The organism is Streptomyces aurantiacus (genome assembly GCF_027107535.1).
Lineage (GTDB): Bacteria > Actinomycetota > Actinomycetes > Streptomycetales > Streptomycetaceae > Streptomyces.
Genome location: NZ_CP114283.1, coordinates 4,084,167 through 4,103,013 on the forward strand (window position 1 = coordinate 4,084,167; position 18,847 = coordinate 4,103,013).

General features: G+C 70.8%; 15 protein-coding genes. 3 read left to right on the plus strand and 12 right to left on the minus strand.

Annotated elements, in window-relative coordinates; translation table 11 throughout:
- Positions 1 to 52: 52 nt before the first annotated feature.
- From O1Q96_RS19900 to O1Q96_RS19935, 8 genes are all read right to left on the minus strand, one after another.
- Positions 53 to 1,141, minus strand: coding sequence for a glutamate--cysteine ligase 2 (locus O1Q96_RS19900; protein WP_269249487.1), 1,089 nt, complete (start codon positions 1,139 to 1,141; stop codon positions 53 to 55).
- Between the two features lie 345 nt (positions 1,142 to 1,486).
- On the minus strand, positions 1,487 to 2,185 hold the full coding sequence (locus tag O1Q96_RS19905) for a hypothetical protein (RefSeq protein WP_269249488.1): 699 nt from the start codon (positions 2,183 to 2,185) through the stop codon (positions 1,487 to 1,489).
- On the minus strand, positions 2,182 to 3,828 hold the full coding sequence (locus O1Q96_RS19910; protein WP_269249489.1) for a serine/threonine-protein kinase: 1,647 nt from the start codon (positions 3,826 to 3,828) through the stop codon (positions 2,182 to 2,184). The genes O1Q96_RS19905 and O1Q96_RS19910 overlap by 4 nt, the downstream gene beginning before the upstream one ends.
- 327 nt (positions 3,829 to 4,155) lie before the next feature.
- On the minus strand, positions 4,156 to 5,187 hold the full coding sequence (locus tag O1Q96_RS19915; protein ID WP_269249490.1) for an ABC transporter permease: 1,032 nt from the start codon (positions 5,185 to 5,187) through the stop codon (positions 4,156 to 4,158).
- The gene (locus O1Q96_RS19920; protein ID WP_269249491.1) at positions 5,184 to 6,146 is read right to left on the minus strand and encodes an ABC transporter permease; all 963 of its coding nucleotides are present in this window, start codon (positions 6,144 to 6,146) and stop codon (positions 5,184 to 5,186) included. The genes O1Q96_RS19915 and O1Q96_RS19920 overlap by 4 nt, the downstream gene beginning before the upstream one ends.
- Entirely contained in the window at positions 6,139 to 7,656 is a 1,518-nt protein-coding gene (locus O1Q96_RS19925; protein WP_269249492.1) for a sugar ABC transporter ATP-binding protein, read from the minus strand. Before O1Q96_RS19925 ends, O1Q96_RS19920 begins: the two co-directional genes overlap by 8 nt.
- Position 7,657: 1 nt before the next feature.
- Positions 7,658 to 8,749, minus strand: coding sequence for an ABC transporter substrate-binding protein (locus O1Q96_RS19930; RefSeq protein ID WP_269249493.1), 1,092 nt, complete (start codon positions 8,747 to 8,749; stop codon positions 7,658 to 7,660).
- Between the two features lie 164 nt (positions 8,750 to 8,913).
- Positions 8,914 to 9,927, minus strand: coding sequence for a LacI family DNA-binding transcriptional regulator (locus tag O1Q96_RS19935; RefSeq protein WP_269249494.1), 1,014 nt, complete (start codon positions 9,925 to 9,927; stop codon positions 8,914 to 8,916).
- Positions 9,928 to 10,084: 157 nt separating this feature from the next.
- Between O1Q96_RS19935 and O1Q96_RS19940 the strand changes: the two genes are divergently transcribed.
- Together O1Q96_RS19940 and O1Q96_RS19945 are read left to right on the plus strand one after the other, a co-directional pair.
- Positions 10,085 to 12,688, plus strand: a complete 2,604-nt coding sequence (locus O1Q96_RS19940; RefSeq protein ID WP_269249495.1) for a PA14 domain-containing protein — start codon at positions 10,085 to 10,087, stop codon at positions 12,686 to 12,688.
- 208 nt (positions 12,689 to 12,896) lie between these two features.
- A complete protein-coding gene (locus tag O1Q96_RS19945) occupies positions 12,897 to 13,757 on the plus strand; it encodes an SDR family oxidoreductase (RefSeq protein WP_269249496.1) in 861 nt (286 codons plus the stop codon).
- Positions 13,758 to 13,847: 90 nt separating this feature from the next.
- On the opposite strand, the gene mraY is transcribed toward O1Q96_RS19945, so the two are convergent.
- Both mraY and O1Q96_RS19955 read right to left on the minus strand, forming a co-directional pair.
- On the minus strand, positions 13,848 to 14,915 hold the full coding sequence (mraY, locus tag O1Q96_RS19950; RefSeq protein ID WP_269249497.1) for a phospho-N-acetylmuramoyl-pentapeptide-transferase: 1,068 nt from the start codon (positions 14,913 to 14,915) through the stop codon (positions 13,848 to 13,850).
- Positions 14,916 to 15,128: 213 nt separating this feature from the next.
- Positions 15,129 to 16,160: a saccharopine dehydrogenase family protein gene (locus O1Q96_RS19955; RefSeq protein ID WP_269249498.1), complete on the minus strand. Its 1,032-nt coding sequence runs from the start codon at positions 16,158 to 16,160 to the stop codon at positions 15,129 to 15,131.
- A gap of 110 nt (positions 16,161 to 16,270) precedes the next feature.
- On the opposite strand from O1Q96_RS19955, the gene O1Q96_RS19960 reads away from it, so the two are divergent.
- On the plus strand, positions 16,271 to 17,251 hold the full coding sequence (locus O1Q96_RS19960) for a helix-turn-helix domain-containing protein (RefSeq protein ID WP_269249499.1): 981 nt from the start codon (positions 16,271 to 16,273) through the stop codon (positions 17,249 to 17,251).
- Between the two features lie 189 nt (positions 17,252 to 17,440).
- On the opposite strand, the gene O1Q96_RS19965 is transcribed toward O1Q96_RS19960, so the two are convergent.
- Positions 17,441 to 18,373: an aminoglycoside phosphotransferase family protein gene (locus O1Q96_RS19965; protein WP_269249500.1), complete on the minus strand. Its 933-nt coding sequence runs from the start codon at positions 18,371 to 18,373 to the stop codon at positions 17,441 to 17,443.
- A 146-nt stretch (positions 18,374 to 18,519) separates the two neighbouring features.
- Positions 18,520 to 18,681 (minus strand): hypothetical protein, encoded by a 162-nt coding sequence (locus O1Q96_RS19970; RefSeq protein ID WP_331276050.1) that lies wholly within the window; start codon positions 18,679 to 18,681, stop codon positions 18,520 to 18,522.
- Positions 18,682 to 18,847: the final 166 nt, after the last annotated feature.

The window sequence follows — 18,847 nt, forward strand, 5'->3', positions numbered from 1 at the left end:
GACAGCAGGCACCACGTGGGCCGGGCCGACGCGGCCCGGCCCACGGCCGCGCTCACGTCTGGGTGCGGCGTACGCACTCCGTGACCATGTCGCCCAGGCTGCCGGTGCGTTCCAGGATCTGGCGCTGGATGCGGGCGCCATTGCCGTGGCGCAGCAGTGCGTCGGCGGCCGTGTGCACCCGGTGCGAGTCGCCGCTGTCGTCCAGTGCCTGGCCGACGTGTTCCAGCAGTGCGCGCACCACGTCCTCGGCGGGGGCCGGCTTCATGGTCACGGGGTGCAGCAGGTCCTCTTCCAGCCCGGACCGGGCGGCGCGCCAGGAGGCCAGGCGCAGCAGGTCGACGGTGTGCTCGGCCGGCGGCTGTCCGGCACGCCACTCGCGAGCCGCCGTCTCGACGAGTCCACGGGTGAGGGTCGCGATCAGAGTGGCGGTACTGGCCTCGAGGCAGACGTCCGAGACGCGGATCTCGACGGTGGGGTACCGCTCGGAGAGCCGTGCGTCGAAATAGATCATGCCCTTGTCCCGCAGCACGCCGGTGGCCACCATGTCGGTCACCCGCCGGTGGTAGCTGTCGGCCGAACCGAAGAGCTCGGTGGGGCCGGCCATGGGCCAGCGGACCCACACCCGGCTGCGGTAACTGCTGTAGAGGCTGTCGCGGCCCTGCCAGAACGGGGAGTTCGCACTGATGGCCGTCAGCACGGACAGCCACGGGCGGATCCGGTCGAGCACCGCGGCGCCCTCGTCGTCGGATTCGACCGACACATGGATGTGGCAGCCGCAGACGAGCTGCTCCTGGGTCGGCAGGCCGAATTCGCGCGCCATCCACTGGTATCTGGAGTTCATGCTGACCGACGGCCTGACCGGCAGCGGTGACGTGGCGAGTGCCACGACAGCCGTCCCGATGTCGCCGGCGACGCGCGCGGCCTCCTTCCGGCAGCGGACGATCTCCGCGCCCAGGTCGGTCATGTCCGACTGCGGGTGGGTGGCGAATTCGAGCTGCTGGTTGTGCAGCTCCTTCTCGAACGTCTCCTCCGCCGGAGAGTCCCTGGCGGCACGAGCGAGTACGGCAGCGGACAGGGCCTGCGGGTCCCCGGTCTCAGGATCGACCAGGAGGAGTTCTTCCTCCACACCGACGGTACGCACGTGATACAGCCTCTCTTGCAGGTCGCTACGGACAACGACGAGGAAGCCGGGGAAGCGATCGCCGGCCCTACCTCCGTGAACTGCGTGGTCCGGCCGTGAGGCCTTCCCGCCCGCACGAAGGGGTCCGCGTGCGGGAAGTGTGCCCCGGCAGGGCCGGTCGGGGTGCCGGTGGCTCGCTCCCGTTTCTCTCTTCCTCGATGTCGTGGCGGTGACGGCCTGTGCTCCCGGCGTCCGAGTGCCCAGAATCGGCGGTCGGACACCCGGAATTCCCTGGTCGACGCTTCTTCGGGTGGGCATGGCCATGGCTTCGAAGCCGACGCAGCGGTGTCCGGCGCTCGTCCGCCGTCAGGAGCAGTCGTACAGGAAGCGGATCGTGGATGTGTGCCGGCCGGGGGAGAGGACGTGCAGTTCGGCCTGGGCGCGGTAGCGGCCTTCGCCCTGGAACGACCACAGCAGATGCACCCGTGCCTTCTTCCGGCCCGCGGGCATCACCTCACGCAGGACGGCCGAGGTCGTGCCGTCGCTGCGGACCCAGCGGTAGGACACGGTGCCCGGCCTGCCGTTCGTGGTGATCACTCCGACGATGTCCGCGGTGCTGTCGCAGGCCACGGTCGCCCGGGTCGTGGTGACGGCCACCTCGTCCGTCGTGATGCCGGCGCCGGAGCGCTGCCAGGCGAGGAACGCGATGACCAGGAGCAGCACCAGTCCCGGCAGGACGTGACGGCGCAGCCCTCCCAGGCGAGGGCGCGTGGGCGTCGTCACGACGGTGGGCGGTGCCGTGTCCGGACGGTGTGCGAGAGCGGCGGTCACCCCGGGGCCGAAGCGCAGCACCGTACCTTCGACCCGGTCGGGCGGTGTCTCCGCCGTGGCCGGTGCCACGGCGGCTGGTTCCTGGGCCGGCGTGGTGTCCGGCTCGGGTCTTAGGAACCAGTGACTCCCCAGCACGGTGGCGCTGTACTCCGCGTCGGTGTCGGGGGAATCGTCCGGCGGGACGGGCCAGGAGACGCTGCCGGGCGGGGTGGTGGAATCGTCTGCCGAAGTCAACGGATGTCACACCGCCTCGTCAGGATCTGCTGCGAGGCGCCACCGTCGGCGGAGGCGGGAGTGGTCGTGGCCTGTACGGCCCAGTAGCAGCCCTTGCCCTGGAACGTGTGGTCGACGGTGAACGTGTACTGCGTGGCACCACTGCGGTCGAACGTCTGGGGCGTCGCGTCCGGCGTGCCCGGCTGACCGCTGGTGTCGCCCGTGTACCAGACAAGGGTCACGGAGATCGGGCCGGTGCCGTCCGTGGAGACGGAGACGGTGGTCGTACCCGTGGTGGGGCCCGTCTGGCGGAAGCCGGACACGGCGACGTCCTTGACCGCGGGTGCGACGGGTGCGGTGGGAGACGCGGTGGTCGGGGTGGGCGTGGCCGTCGCGCCACCGGTGGGTGTGGCCTCCTGCGCGGGGGGCGAGGAGGTCTCCGCGGGGTCGTCGGAGGCCGAGCCCAGCGAACCGGACGGGGAGGCGCCGGACGACCCGGCGGGCGCCGGGGACTCGGCCGGGGAACTCGACGAGGCCGGTGAGGCGGTCGAGGTGGGCCCCGACTCCACTCCGGGCTGTGCGCTGGTCGTGGCGAACGCTTCGGCCGCCTGGTCGGCCGCCGCGCTGTCGCTGCGCGGCATGCCGTAGGCCAGCACGATCGCCAGGAGCGCGGCCGCGGCCGACACGAGCAGTCCCGGACGGGTGGGCCGCCACGCGTGGCCCCACCCGCCGCCCCCGCCGACTCCCGAACGCAGCACGGTGCGAGCGGTGTCGGTGGTCGTCTCCGCCCGGGGGCGGACCGGGGGCCGCAGCAGTACCAGCAGGGCCGCGAGTGCGGCGAGCCTGCCTCGGCCGCGTTCCTCCCACTGGGGCCCGTAACCGGCGACGGCCGCCGCTTCCAGGTCCGCGACGAAGGCCTCGGCGTGCGCGGGGCGTTCCGCGGGCGACTTGGCCAGGCCGCGGCGGACCAGCGACCGCACCGGCTCGGGAACCTCCTCGGCGGGGACCGGCGAGTCGATGTGCCGTAGCGCGAGCTCCGCGAGGTTGTCGGCCGGATACGGCTTGTGGCCGGTCAGGCACTCGAAGAACGTGGCCGTCGCCGCGTACACGTCGCTCGCGGGCGAGGCGGGCGCGCCGGTCCACTGCTCCGGCGCCATGTAGGAGGGCGTGCCGGCCACCCCGGCGCTCTCACCCGTGGACACCGCGATGCCGAAGTCGACGAGCTTCGACTCGCCGTCGGGCCGGACGAGCACGTTCTCCGGCTTGTAGTCGCGGTGGACCACCCCGAGCCGGTGCGCGTCGGCCAGGCCGAGCAGTGAGCCCTTGAGGATCACGAGTGCGGCCTCGGGGTCCAGCGGACTCTGCCTGGTCAGCAGGGAGCGCAGGGACACGCCGTCCACCAGCTCCATCACGATGGCCGCGCCGTCCGGGCTCTCGACGTACTCGTACAGCCCCGTCACGTACGGACTGTCGAGGCCCGCGAGCAGTCGCGCCTCGGCGCGGAAGTCGTGGACGAAGCCCGGCCGGGTGTGCAGCGACTCGCTGAGGTACTTCACCGCGACCGGGATGCCGGTCTCCCGGTGCACGGCCAGGACGACCCGGCCGCTCGCCCCGGAGCCCAGCTCCAGCGATTCGGTGTAACCAGGTACTGCCCACGTGTTCATCCGCATCCCCTCAGGGCCGTCGTGGTCCCGGCGCCTCCGTGGACATCGGAGGCGAGGGCCACGCGATGGGAGACACATTTTCGGCCATGTCGGTTGCGGCAGGTTAGCGCCGATCGCCACGCCGCAGGGGATCCTGGGGGCGACGCGGTGTCTTCCCGCGCCGCGGACGCCTCCCGGCCGATCGGCCGGTTCCGGGACCGGCCTCCTGGGCCGGGACCCGCAACACGGCCTTGTCCGGGGCGGCCTCCGCGCCGCCCCGGACAAGGCCGTTCGTGAGCCGCCCTGAGAGGCCGCCCGGGCGTGCCCGGCGCGGGGGCCACCGTCCGGTCACAGCACGCGTCGTCTGCGCCCCAGCCAGGTCTGGGCCACGACCACGACGGCGAGGAAGGCACCGCTGACGACCTGCTGGTAGGCGGAGTCGAGGGAGCCGATCTGGTTGATGACGTTCTGGATCACCTTCAGCAGGAGCACGCCGACCAGCGCGCCGCTGACGAAGCCGAAGCCGCCGGAGAGCAGGGTGCCTCCGATGACGACCGCCGAGATGGCCTCCAGTTCCATGCCCGACCCGAGGATCGTCACGCCCGACACCAGCCAGGCCGCGTTGAGCGCGCCCGCAAGGCCCGCGCACAGGCCCGACAGGGCGTACACGGCGATCTTCGTACGCGCCACGGGGGCGCCCATCAAGGCGGCCGCGTCCTCGTTGCCGCCGACGGCGTACACGTACTGCCCGAACCTGGTGCGCCGCAGGACGACGGCGCCCGCCACGAACAGCGCCACCGTGATCCACACCGGCACACCGATGCCGAGCAGCGAACCCTGTCCGAGCGTCGCGAAGAACGAGTCCCTGTCCACGAGATACGTCCGAGAGCCCTCGTCGGTGATCGCCAGCAGGATGCCGCGCGCCCCGAGCATCGCGGCGAGCGTGACGATGAAGGGGGCCAGCCCCGAGCGGGCGATGAGCAGTCCGTTGACCACGCCGATCAGGCCGCACACGGCGAGGGGGAGCAGGAGGGCCACCGCTGTGCCGTACTGCGAGCCCCAGGCCGCCAGTACTCCACCGAGGGCGAAGAGCGAGCCGACCGACAGGTCGATGCCACCGGTGACGATGACGAACGTCATTCCGAGCGCCACCACGGCCAGGAAGGCCGAGGACAACGCCATGTTCTCGAGGTTGTCACCGGTCAGGAAGGTGTCGAAGGCCAGCGACGCCACCGCCGTGGCCACCAGGAGGGTGACCAGGGCCCCGTGCTGCTGGGCGAGGGCGCTTAGGCGCTCCGCGCGGCCCGGACTCCCGGCCTTGCCGTCGATCTGGTGGTCCGCGCCGGGCCGCCTGGCGGCTTCCGTGGCCTCGGTGGTCATCGCTTCCCCCGTTCGCGGGCCGCGTAGACCGCGGCGACGATCACCACGGCCTGGGCCATCTGCGTCCACGACGGCGGCAGGTCGTGCTTGACGAGCGTGGTGGTCAGCAACTGGATCAGGACGGCGCCGGCGACCGTTCCGCCGATCCGTACCCGGCCCCCGGACAGGGGAGTGCCGCCGACGACCACGGCCGTGATCGCCGACAGCTCCATGAGGGTGCCCAGCGAGGTGGGGTCACTGGCTGTCAGCCGTGCGGTGGCGAGGATGCCCGCCACGGCTGCCAGGGCGCCGGAACACGCGTACACCACGATGAGGACCCGGCGCACGGGCAGGCCGGCGAGGCGGGCCGCGGGCCTGCTGTCACCCACGGCGAGCAGTTGCCGTCCGAAGGTGGTGCGGCGCACCACGAAAGCCACCAGCAGGGCCAGGGCCGCGGCGATGAGGACGAGATGGGGCACGCCCAGTACGTCGCCGGAGCCCAGGGCCGCCATGCCCGGATCGCGTACGTCCTCGAGCTGGGGGAGCAGTACCAGGGCGAGCCCGCGTGCGGCGACCATGAGGGCGAGCGTGGCGACGATGGGCTGGACGCCGAGGAAGGCGATCAGTGTCCCGTTCGCCAGCCCGACCGCGATACCGCCCGCCACCGCCATGAGTGCGGCGATCCACGGGCCGTAGCCGAGGTACAGGGACAGTAGCGAGGTGGACAGGGCCATCACCGAGCCCACCGCCAGGTCGACGCCCTCGGTGCCGATCGCCAGCGCCATGCCCAGGGCGACGATGAGCACCGGTGCGACCTGGACGGCCTGGGTGCGGAAGTTCTCCGCCGAGACGAAGTGCGGGGTGAAGGCGAAGTTGAAGACCGCGAGCGCGACCACGCCCGCGTAGACGCCGTACTCCTGCAGCAGGCCCAGCAGCCTGGCGCGGTCCACCGGGCCGCGCGTGAGCGTCAGGTCAGTCATGGCCGGCCCCGGCGGGTTCGGCGGCGATGGCCCGCATCAGCGCTTCCTCGGTGACCGCGTCGCCGGTCAGCTCGCCGACGACCGTGCCGTCCTTGAGTACGACGATCCGGTCGCTTCCCTCGATCAGCTCCTCGGTGTCGGAGGAGATCAGCAGCACGGCGAGTCCGTCGTCGGCGAGTTCGTCGATGAGGGCCTGCACCTCGGCCTTGGCGCCGACGTCGATTCCCCGGGTGGGCTCGTCCAGCAGCAGCACCTTCGGGTGCAGGGCGAGCCAGCGGGCCAGCAGTACCTTCTGCTGGTTGCCGCCGGAGAGTTCGCCGACCTTCTGGTGCGGGCCGGCGGACTTGATGTGCAGCCGCTTCACGAAGGTGTCGACGATCCGGTCGACGCGGGCGTTGTCCACCAGGCCGAACCGTGAGAGGCCGGGGAGTGCGGCGAGTGCGATGTTCTCCCGAACCGACAGTCCGGGGGCGATGCCTTCGGCCTTGCGGTCCTCCGGCAGGAGGCTGATGCCGGCGCGGATCGCGGCCGGAGTCGAGCCGGTGCGCACGGGCACACCGCCGACCGAGACGCGGCCCGAGTCCGCCGGCAGCGCTCCGGCGATGGCCTTGGCGGTCTCGCTGCGGCCCGAGCCGAGGAGCCCTCCCAGACCCACCACCTCGCCCGGACGAATGGAGAGCGACACGTCCCGCACCTGATGACGAACCGTCAGGCCTTCGGCATGCAGGACCGGTTCGGCCGCCGCCCGGTGGGAGCCGGTGAACTTGGTCAGGCCCTCGCTGCGCACCTCGCCGATCTCCCGGCCCAGCATGAGCGAGACCAGCCGCAGGCGCTCGAGACCGGCGAGCCGCCCGGTGTGCACCACCCGGCCGTCCCGCAGCACGGTGACGGCGTCGCAGATCTCGTACAGCTCGTCCATGCGGTGGCTCACGTAGACCACGGCGATACCGCGCTCACGCAGCATGCGGATCACGCCGAACAGCGTGCTCACCTCGCGCGGTTCGAGCGACGAGGTGGGCTCGTCCATGATCACCACCCGGGCGTCGAGGGCGACGGCACGTGCGAGGGCCACCATCTGCTGCGCCCCGACGCCGAGTTCGCGCAGCGGACGGCGCACGTCGACCCGGATGCCGAGGCCCAGTAGTGCCTCCTCGGCCTCCCGGTGCATGCGGCGGAAGTCGATCAGACCGAGCCGGCCGCGGGGTTCGCGGCCGAGGAGGAGATTGCGGGCCACGCTCATCAGCGGGACGAGGTTGACCTCCTGGTAGATGGTGGAGATGCCTGCCTGCTGGGCCTGCAGAGGGGTGGCGAAGCGGACCGGCGTGCCGTCGTGGACGATCTGGCCCGCGTCCGGACGGTGGACGCCGGTGAGTACCTTGATCAGGGTCGACTTGCCCGCGCCGTTCTCGCCGACGAGGGCGTGCACCTCCCCGGCGCGGGCGGTGAAGTCCACGTCGGACAGCGCCTTCACGCCGGGGAAGAGCTTGGACACACCGGTGACGGAAAGCATGTCAGTAGGCCTTGCCGAGGTCCGACTGTGCGTTGGACCTGGTGTACGAGCTGTCCTTGATAACGATGTCCTGAGCCACTTCGTCGCCCCGGGTGAAGGTGTCGAGGGTCTGGAAGGCGAGGGGTCCGAAGCGGGGGTTGGACTCGATGACGCCGTGGATCCAGCCGTCGACGATGCCCCGGACGGCCTTGCGGGTGCCGTCGATCGTGACGATCTTGACGTCGCCCGGCTTCTTGCCCGCGCTCTTGAGGGCGTTGACCGCGCCGAGTCCCATCTCGTCGTTCTCGGCGTAGATGCCCTTGATCCCGGGCTTGGACTGGATGAGGTTCTCGGTGACCGACTGGCCCTTCTCGCGGGCGAACTCGCCGGTCTGCTGGAACACCACCTCGAGGCCGGGGGCCTTGGTCTTGATCCGGTCCACGAAGCCCTTGGTGCGTTCCGTCGTGACGTTGTTGCCCGCGGAGCCGAGCAGGATGGCGATGTCGCCCTTGCCGCCGGTCGCCTCGATCATCTGGTCGGCGGCCCGTCTGCCCTGCTCCACGAAGTCGGAACCGATGAAGCTCACGTAGTCCTTGCACGCGGTGGCGTTGATCTTGCGGTCCACCGTGACGATCGGGACGTGCTTGGCTGCCGCGGTGCGCAGCACGGGCTCCCAGCCGTCCGAGTTGAGGGGGGCGACGACCAGTACGTCGGCGCCCTTGGCGATGAGGTCCTGGACGTCACTGATCTGCTTGGAGAACTGCGACTGGGCGTTGGCGGTGAGGAGCTTGAGGCCGCGCTTCTTCGCCTCCGCCCTGATCGAGGCGGTCTCGGCGATCCGGAAGGGGTTGGCCTCCTTCTCGGACTGGGAGAAACCGACGGTGGCGTTCGCGAGGTCGAGCTTCTTGCCCCCGTACGTGTCGAGGGTGCAGACCGGGCCGGAGCCGGTGCCCGGCGAGGCGACCTGCTGGCCGGAGTCGCCCTGCTGGGTGGAGGCCTTGTCGTCGGAGGAGTCCTCGGACTTGGTGCATCCGGTCAGGGCCAGGCTGGTGAGGAGGCCGGTGGCGAGGAGGGTGCGTGCGGTGGTGCGTCGAGGAGGTGCGATCGGCTTCATGGAGTCCCCAAACGGCGCGGCCCCGGAGTGGAGAGCGCTCCCGGGGCGTTCGGCACTTGACGGTCAACACGGCGTGCACGTCGTTCAGGGGAGGTTTTTACATCGTTGGAAGGGGCCTGTAAACCCCTCCGTCCGAAATCTCGATCCAATGGTCCGGACCGCCGTCAGCGGCGCCCGAGGGTGCTCTCCCGCTCCACCAGCCGGTATTCCGCGGTGAGTTCACGCCCGCCCGTCTCCTGACGGCCCGACAGACTGCGCAGCAGAGAAGCCACCGCGAGGCGTGCGATGGCTTGTTTGTCCGGCGCGATGGTGGTCAGCGACACCGCTCCGAAACGGCTCTCGGCGATGTCGTCGAAACCCACCATGGCGATGTCCCACGGCACCCTCAGCCCGCGCTCGTGCAACACCCGCATGGCACCGATCGCGATCAGGTCGTTGTAGGCGAAGACGGCGTCGGGCCGTATGCCCGCGTCCAGCAGCCGGGCCATGGCCCGGGCGCCGTCGTCCCGGTCCCAGCCGCCGACGGGCACGACCAGGTCGTCCCCGGCCGGCAGGCCCGCCGCCGTCAACTCCGCCCGCCAGCCGTCGAGCCGCAGATGGGCGGGACGGTTCGCGGAGTCCGTACGGGCGCCGAGGTACGCGATCCGGGTCCGGCCGCGGTCGAGCAGGTGGCGCACCGCCGTCCGGGCGGCGGCCACGTTGTCGATCGCGATGTGGTCGAAGGGCAGGCCGTACTCGCGCTCACCGAGCAGCACCAGCGGCACGTCGTCGGCCCGGCTCCGCAGGTCCTCGGCCTCCAGCTCCAGCGGGCTGAGGATCAGTCCGTCGATCACCCGGGCCCGGAATCCCTGGCTGACCAGCAGCTCCTGCTCGCGCTCGCCCCGCGTGTGGTCGAGCAGGACCGTGAACTCGTGCTCGGCGGCCGCGTCGATCACCGCGCCCGCCAGCTCGGCGAAGTAGGGATTGCCGAGCTCGGGAACGGCGAGCGCGATGATGCCCGTACGGCCCTTGCGTAGATGCCGCGCGGTGAGGTTCGGCCGGTATCCGAGCTCGTCGATGGCCTGTTGGACCCGGGCGCGCATCGCCGGCGTGATGTGCGGATAGTTGTTCACGACGTTGGAAACGGTCTTGATCGAGACGCCGGCCCGCTCGGCCACGTCCTTCAGGCTGACCCGCAAGGGATCTCCTCGGCATCGACGGGAACTCCACGACCGGAGCTTTGTCATGAACCTGGACAGCGGCCGCGGGTCGTGCTCTCATGCCAACTGCCTCTGCTTCCAACGTTGTACAGACTGAAGCATCGAGCCGCCACCCTTCCTCACCCTAGGAGGATTCGTGCGCATCAGACCATTCAGAGACCGCCTCGCCCTGCTCGTCGCAGCAGTGCTGGGTGCCGCGGGACTGGCCGCCGCACCTGCCGCGACGGCCGTGGAGGATCCCCCCGAGATCCACGGCCTCAAGGGCGAGTACTACACCCAGTCCGCCCCCGGCGCCTTCGACTTCCACGAGCTCAAGGCCACCGGATTCGACTCGCAACTCGACTTCGACAACCTGGAGTCGCGCCTGCGCTCCGCGACCGGCCGGTCGGACGACGTCAGCGTCCGCTGGACCGGCCGGATCGTGCCGGAGAAATCCGGTCCCACCACCTTCTCGGTCATCGGGGACAACGGCTTCCGCCTCTTTGTGGACGGCAAACCCGTCATCGACCACTGGGTCGACGACTGGGACCGCGAACAGACCGGGCAGCCGGTGGAACTGACCGCCGGCAAGGCCTACGACATCAAGGTCGAGTACTTCGAGCACGTCGGAGGCTCCAACCTCCACGTGCGCTGGACACCGCCCGGCGGCACCAAGACCGCCATTCCGCAGTCGGCGTTCCTGCTGCCCGAGGGCTACGACTACGACGGAGCCATAGCCGCCACGGTCCTCAAGGACGGCCGCACACTCCGGCTCGACTTCGCCCAGACACTCGCGGCGCCCCCGGCCGGACTCACCGAACACCTGGACGCCGTGATCGGCGGCGCCACCTGGCCGCTCGGCCGGGTCCGCCTCGACCCGGCCGACCCCAGGTCGCTGCTGGTCGCGCTCAAGGAGCCCGTGGTCGGCAACAAGACCGGCACCGCGCGCGGCTCCGCCGATGTGCGCTACGACGGATCAGGCGGCCTCTCCGGCAAGGACGGCAACGTTGTCAATGCCTTCTGGAGCAGCGGCGCCAACAAGTCGACCTACCAGCTGAGCACCCCGTGGGGTGACAAGGTCACCGCGGGCAACGCCCACCGTGAGTACCCGAGGCCCCAGCTCACCCGCCGGGACTGGAAGAACCTCAACGGCAGCTGGCAGTTCGCCGCGGCACAGGAGGGCGAACAGCCGCCGGTAGGCCGCGACCTGGCCGAGAAGATCCTCGTCCCGTACCCCGTCGAGTCCCAGCTGTCGGGCATCGAACGGCACGAGGACCGGATGTGGTACCGCCGCACCTTCACCGTCCCGTCCGACTGGAGGATCGGCTCCGGCAAGCGGCTGCGGCTCAACTTCGGGGCGGTCGACTGGCGCTCCGAGGTCTACGTCAACGGCACCAAGGTCACCGAACACCAGGGCGGCTACGACAAGTTCAGCGCCGACGTGACCGACGCGCTCAAGCCGGGCCGCACCCAGGAGCTGATCGTCGGAGTCTACGACCCGACGGACGCCTCGGGCGGCGAGAACCCGCCGCTCGGCAAGCAGCGCCTCGACCCGAGCGGCATCTGGTACACCCCGTCCTCCGGCATCTGGCAGACCGTGTGGATGGAGCCCGTCGCCGCGGACCACGTCGACTCGCTCGCACTCACCCCGGACGTGGCGGCGGGCACGGTGACGGTCGTGCCGAAGGGAGTACGCGACGGAGTCCCGGTCACCGCGACCGCCTATGCGGGCAAGCGCAAGGTGGCCACGGCATCCGGCCGCACGGGCAGCCCGCTCACGCTCAGGATCCGCGACGCGCGCCTGTGGTCACCGGACGACCCGTTCCTCTACGACCTCAGGGTCAGCGTCGGCGCAGACCGCGTCAGCAGTTACTTCGGCATGCGGTCCATCGCCGTCGAGAACGTGAGCGGAACCCCGCGGACCGTCCTCAACGGCAAGCCGGTCTTCATGATGGCCACCCTCGACCAGGGCTTCTGGCCGGACGGCCTGCACACCGCCCCGAGCGACGAGGCGCTGGCGTACGACCTGAGAATGCACAAGGCGATGGGCTTCAACTCGGTCCGCAAACACATCAAGGTCGAACCCGACCGATGGTTCTACTGGGCCGACCGGCTCGGCCTGCTGGTGTGGCAGGACATGCCGTCGATGACAGCGGGCGTGAACCCGTCCGCCACCGCCCGCGCCACGTACGAACGCGAGATGAAGCAGATGATCGACGAACACATCAGCAGCCCGTCGATCGTCATGTGGGTCACCTTCAACGAAGGGTGGGGCCAGTACGACGTGGGCCGGATCGCCGAGCAGGCCAAGGCCTGGGACCCGACCCGCCTGGTCAACAACCAGTCGGGACTCAACCTGGGCGCCGACGGCGGCACGGGCGACATCATGGACGAGCACGGCTACCCGAGCCCCGCACTGCCACCGCGTCCGGACGGCAAGAGGGCTCTGGTGGCAGGGGAGTACGGCGGTCTCGGCCTCGCCGTGCCCGGCCACGCCTGGTCGGTGCAGCAGTCCTACGTCGACGTCGATCCGGCCACGTACACCGACGACTACCTCACCAAGCTCGACGAGGTGCGGGCCCTGGCCTGCAAGGGCGGCAACGGCGCGGTGTACACCCAGATCGCGGACGTCGAGGGCGAGCTCAACGGACTCATCACGTACGACCGCGAGGTCGTCAAGCCCGATGTGCCGCGGCTCAAGGCGGCGCACGAGTCCCTGATCGAGGACGTGTCCCGGGCGAATCCCGCCGGCTGCGTCTGACACCCGGGGCCGCCCGGCGATACGCCTCCCCGCCGCTCGCCGGGCGGCCCCGGTCCCGGGCCACCCCCGCCCTGCATCCGCGTCGAACGACGGTGAGTCCGTCTTCGCCCGGGTCCCCGGAACCTGGGCCGACGCCCGCCAGGCCCGTTCCCTGGCGATGCCGGGACCGGGCCGGACACCGGTACACCTTTCGGTACCGTGGTCGTCCATGACGGTCCTGATCATCGGTGGCAGTGGGTTCCTGGGCTCCGAGCTGGTCCGCCAGGTCACCGCGGCGGGCTGTGAGGCTGCCGCGACGTTCGCCACACGCCCGGGCGGAGCCGGGGGCGTCACCTGGCTTCCGCTCGATCTCCGGGACCCTGCGCGGGTCGCCCGGGTGATGGCCGACGTGGCGCCGTCGGTCGTCGTCAACGCGTCGAGCGGCTTGTCCGACTGGGCGGTCACCGCGGACGGCGCCGTTCGCGTGGCGCAGGCCGCCGTGGGGCGGGGCTGCCGTCTGGTGCACGTCTCCAGCGATGCGGTGTTCTCCGGGAGGCACGTTCACTACGACGAGAGCTGCCTGCCCGATCCGCTCACCCCGTACGGCGCCGCGAAGGCGGCCGCCGAGACGGCGGTGCGCCTTGCGCCGGACGCCGCCGTCGTCCGCACCTCGCTGATCATCGGGCACGGCCTGTCCGGGCACGAGCGCAAGGTGCGCGCCCTGGCGGCCGGAACCGGCGACGGGGTCCTGTTCACCGACGACATCCGCTGCCCGGTCCATGTAGAAGACCTGGCCGCCGCCCTGTGGGAGGTCGCACTGTCCGACCTGGCCGGGGTCCTCCACCTCGCCGGTCCGGACGCCCTCAGCCGGCACGATCTCGGTGTGCTCATCGCCCGGCGCCACGGACTTGACGGCACACGGCTCCCCGCCGGGCGCCGGGCCGACACCTCCCTGCCCGGGGCCCTCGACGTACGCCTCGACAGCCGTGCGACACAGGAGCGGGTGCGGACCAGGCTCCGGGGCGCCCACGAGTTCCTCCGCGGAGACGGCCGCGCCGAGTTCGGGGCCGCGGCGGCCGCCCCTGCCTGAGCAACTGGCCGGCCACCGTTCATCGGCACCGCGGCCCTCCGCGCTGCCGATCCCCAGGGGCCGTGGCTTCGGGGTGGGTGGTGCCGTGCGTCAGCCCGTGGCCCAGCCGGCGTAGAACAGGCCGACGCCGACGATGACGCATATGCCCTGGATGGTCCAGAAGCGGACCACGACCAGGACTTCGGACCACCCCTTGAGTTCGAAGTGGTGTTGGAGCGGGGCCATCTTGAAGACCCGCTTGCCGGTCATCTTGAACGAGCCGACTTGGATGACCACGGACAGCGTGATCAGGACGAACAGTCCGCCCAGCAGGGCGAGCAGCAGCTCGGTGCGGGAGCAGATGGCCAGGCCCGCCAGTGCGCCACCGAGAGCGAGTGACCCCGTGTCGCCCATGAAGATCTTGGCGGGCGAGGTGTTCCACCAGAGGAACCCGATACAGGAACCCATCAGCGCGGAGGCGACGACGGCCAGGTCGAGGGGATCCCGTACCTCCATGCAGGAGCCCGGGTTGGTGAGGTTCATCGCGTTGGCGCAGGAGTTCTGGAACTGCCAGAGGCCGATGAAGGTGTAGCCGCCGAGGACCATCGCCGACGCGCCGGTCGCCAGTCCGTCCAGGCCGTCGGTGAGGTTCACCCCGTTCGACATGGCCAGGATCATGAACAACGCCCACACCACGAACAGCACCGGCCCGATGGTCCAGCCGAAGTCGCTGACGAACGACAGCCGCAGCGAGGCGGGAGTCTGACCGCGGTCGTCCGCGAACCGGATGGCCAGTACGGCGAACATGATGCCGATGACGAGCTGACCGGTCATCTTCGCCCCGGCCCGCAGCCCCAGCGAACGCCGCTTGACGATCTTGATGTAGTCGTCGAGGAATCCGACGACGCCCATGCCCGCCATCAGGAACAGCACCAGAACGCCCGGGAACGTGAGGCTCTCACCGGTGATGACCTTGGTCAGGACGTACGCCGCGAGGGTGGCCAGGATGAAGGCGATGCCGCCCATGGTGGGTGTGCCGCGCTTGCCGTGGTGACCGCGGGGCCCGTCGTCGCGGATGAACTGCCCGTAGCCCTTGCGGGCCAGCAGCTTGATGAGCAGAGGCGTACCGATGAGGGTGAGGAACAGGCCGATGGCCCCGGCGAAGAGGATCTGGTTCATCGGACGGTGGTGTTCCCCTCGGCGGCGTTCCGGTGCGGGACTGCCTGGCAGACGACGGTGGCTCTCACAACGCACACCTTATGCACATGCCCGATCCCCCTGCACGGGTGGGTAGTTGGCGCGAGCGGCTCCGTGCGTCGAGGTCCGGCGCGGAGCTCCGGCGAGCGTACTCACGACAGCGCGGGCCCTCGACGTCAGCGGTCCGGCCGTCGGCTATGGCTTCACCGTCCAGGTGATGTGCGGGGCGAGTGCGTCGAGGAAGTCGGTCGCGTCGAAGAGTTCACCGGCGGAGACGACACCGAGCTTCCCCGTCCGGCCGTCGAGGATGCGGTGGACGGCTTCCACGGCGAGCGGCGCGGTGACGGCGTAGATGTCCTGACCGCCGGCCGTGGCACGACGTTCCGTGTCGCCGGAGCGCACTACGACGTCGATGAGGAAGGTCTGGTCGGACCGCCCCCGCTCGTCGACGGCGGTCGGCGACGGGGTGTCGGGCGCCGCGATGTCACCGGCCGCTTCGGCGGTCATGTAGGTGCGTACCTCGGGGATGGACAGATGGCTGGGCACGGTGACGACGTCGGCCATGGTGAACTCCCCGATGACGGACCGGGTGCCCATCGGGTCGGGAAAGGGCCAGTCCAGGGTGGGCAGGTCGTCCTGGTGGTACTCCAGCTGCCCGTTGCGGTGACGTACGCGCCGGCCGTTGCGCCGCGCGTGGACGGCTGCGCCCGCGACGCGTGTGCCGGTGGTGGGGTGCCAGCTGCTCAGCCCGTAGGCGATGTGTGCCTCGTCGGCCGAGGTCCAGTCGTCCATGGCGGCGGTGACCAGCAGGTCGCCGAGGCCGCCGTAGAAGGCCATCGCGGGGACGACCACTGTTCCCGAGGTGCGGGCGCGCTCCGCGAAGTGCGCGAAGGTGTCGGCGTTGGCCTCGATCTCGGCGGCCACGTCGACGTACGGGATCCCGGCGCGCAGAGCCGCCTCGATCACCGGGGCGGCGGTCGTCGAGAAGGGGCCGGCGCAGTTGATCACAGCTGCGGCGCCGGTCAGGGCACGGTCCAGCGAGGCCGGATCGTCGACCGAGGCGGTCCGCACCTCGAGCCCCGGATGCGCTGCCGCCAACTCCCCGAGCTTGCCGGCGTCGCGCCCGGAGAGCACCGGGACGAACCCGCGCTCCAGCAGTTCCGCCACCACGAACCGGCCTGTGTGCCCGTACGCTCCGAACACCGCCACCGTGTGTCCCGGTCTCATGAAAGCTCCTCGTGCCCGAATGCGCCGCTGTGATCTTCTGTGAACATCCTGGCCCGAACGGGTACTTGATCGTGAGTGTCCGGAACGACATGCTGCGTACAATTCCGGACATGGGAACTGTCGCGGTGGTAGCCACCGACGGGATGCTGCACTTCGAACTGTCGGTGGCCTGTGAGGTGTTCGGCTCCGCTCCGGCAGGCGTGGACGTGGCCTGGTACGACGTCGAGGTCTGCGGGGCGGGCGCCGTACAGGTCGGCCGGTTCCGGCTGGAGCCGGACCGCGGACTCGACAGGCTGGCCTGTGCCGACACGGTGCTCGTCCCCGCCTGGGCCGATGTCGACGAGGATCCGCCCGGCGATCTGGTCGACGCGGTGCGCGCGGCCCATGAGGCGGGCGCGCGTGTGGCCTCCCTGTGCACGGGCGCGTTCGTGCTGGCCGCCGCCGGTCTGCTGGACGGGAGGCGAGCGACCACGCACTGGGCGCACACCGAAGTGCTGGCCGCCCGCCACCCCCGCGTGGAGGTCGACCCGGACGTGCTCTACGTGGACAACGGCAGCGTGCTCACCTCCGCCGGCAAGGCCGCCGCCCTGGACCTGTGCCTCCATCTCGTCCGCCTCGACCACGGCTCATCGGTCGCCAACGCCGTCGCCCGCCGCCTGGTCGTGCCGCCTCACCGGGCCGGCGGTCAGGCCCAGTTCGTCGCCGCGCCGGTGCCCTCCCGCGACGACCACCCGCTCGCCGCGCTGCTGCCGTGGGCGGCCGAACGCCTCGATCAGCCACTGACCGTGGAGGACCTGGCACGCCAGGCAGGGATGAGCTCGCGCCACCTCGGGCGCCACTTCAGGGCAGCGACCGGCACCACCCCACTGCAGTGGCTCCTCTCTCAACGCATCAGCCGTGCACAGGAGTTGCTGGAGTCCACCGACCGCAGTGTCGACGCCATCGCGGAGGCCACCGGTATGGGCACCGCCACGACGCTGCGCCGCCACTTCAACCGCACACTCGGCGTGCCACCGGACGCCTACCGTCGCACCTTCCGCTCACGGCCGGCCGTCGGCCGGGGCGACGGACACCAGCACCGGCAGTTCTGAACCGGGGCAAGGGCTCCAGAAGCGCAGTTCGCTCGTGCCGACGACGAGTTGCCGTCAGGCCCCGGCGCGCTCCTCGAGCCGGCTGCCTCGCGCCACGGTGACGGAGATGATGCCGCTGGGAGCGTCCAGCGTGACGCGGTGCCATCGTCCGCGCGGCACGATGAGGAGCCACGCCGGTCCCTCCGCAGGTCAGGAGCGTTCGGTGAGCAACTCCGCCAGGCGGTCCACGAATTCGGTGAGCCAGCTGAGCGCCGGACCGCTGCGCGCAATGCGGAATCCGTGGCGGCGGCCCCAGAACGCGGCCTGGACGGCATGGAACTGGGCCCATCGACCGGTGCGTTCACGATCGAGTTCCGCCGCTTCGGCGAACACGTCCAACGTACGGTGAACAGCCGCGCCCAGGTCATCGGCTCCGACGAGCGTCAGCGCCTGCGACTTGAGCAGCGTGCCGGCGTCGTAGGCGGGATCTCCCACATACCCCTTGGGGTCGACGGCCAGCCACGGCTCACGGTCGGCACGCAGGATGTTCCTGGCGTGGAGGTCGCCGTGGACAAGGGTGTCCGGCTGGGCGCGGCCCAGCTCGCGAACGGTTGCCACCGCGGCGTCGACGACATCGCGCGGCAGCGTGTGGGACAGCTCCGCGGCGTCCTTGCGCAGCTGCTCCTCCCAGGCCTCGGCCTGGTCCCGCAGCCGGGGCAGGCCGGGCGGGGCGGGGACGGCCAGCCGCCGATTGATCCGCCCCGCGACCGCCACCGTCCGGTCGCCTGCTTCGATGTCGGCCAGGGTCGACGACCGGACCCGTTCGAGCAGCATCGCGAAGCGTTCGTCGTCACGCTCGTGCAGCAGGACGGCGCCGCGCCCGCCCCATGCCGCGAACGCGTCCGGCTCGTGGACGTTGCCGGGATGCGGAAACGACACCTTGAGCACAGCAGTCTCCCCGGCCCGCCGTCGCACCGGGACGACGACCCCGACACCCCCGTGCATGACCTCGCCGTCCGGCACACAGCTCCAGCGCCCCAGCAGTTCGTCCACGATCCCTGGAAGCTCGGCGAGCCACACCGCTCCCGGCTCCCCTTCACGCTCGAGGGTGCTCCGCGCGAACGTCTCTGGTACCCCGATCATCCGGGCACCCTACGCGCACGCTGTCCACCTCGCCGATGACACGCGACATGCCCCACAACTCCACCGCGCACAGGCCGAGTTGAGGGAAGACTGCCGGATCTTCACAGGCCAGGCGCCGAGGCACCTCTCCGGCATGACAGCGAAGCTCAGCCGCTGCGGCTCTCCACGGCCCTGGCGACGTCTTCGAGGTCCTTGGCGATGGCCTTGCTGACGGCCTTCGCGCCAAGGCTGCCCATGACCTTGGCCAGCAGACCCGCGACACCGCCGGACGCGACGGCCGTGAACGTCGTACGGACCGTCGTCGCCATCGGGCCGTCCGACCGCAGCTCCCATAGCCATCAGTACAGCTCAGACTGCCCGCCCGAGCGACCCGGCGGCCGACGTCAGTGCGGGTGATCCTCCGGCCGGCCCCCGCAGCCGCAGGGGGCTGCTCGCACCGCAGAGTCGGGGGACAGCCGGAGCGAGAATCATCAA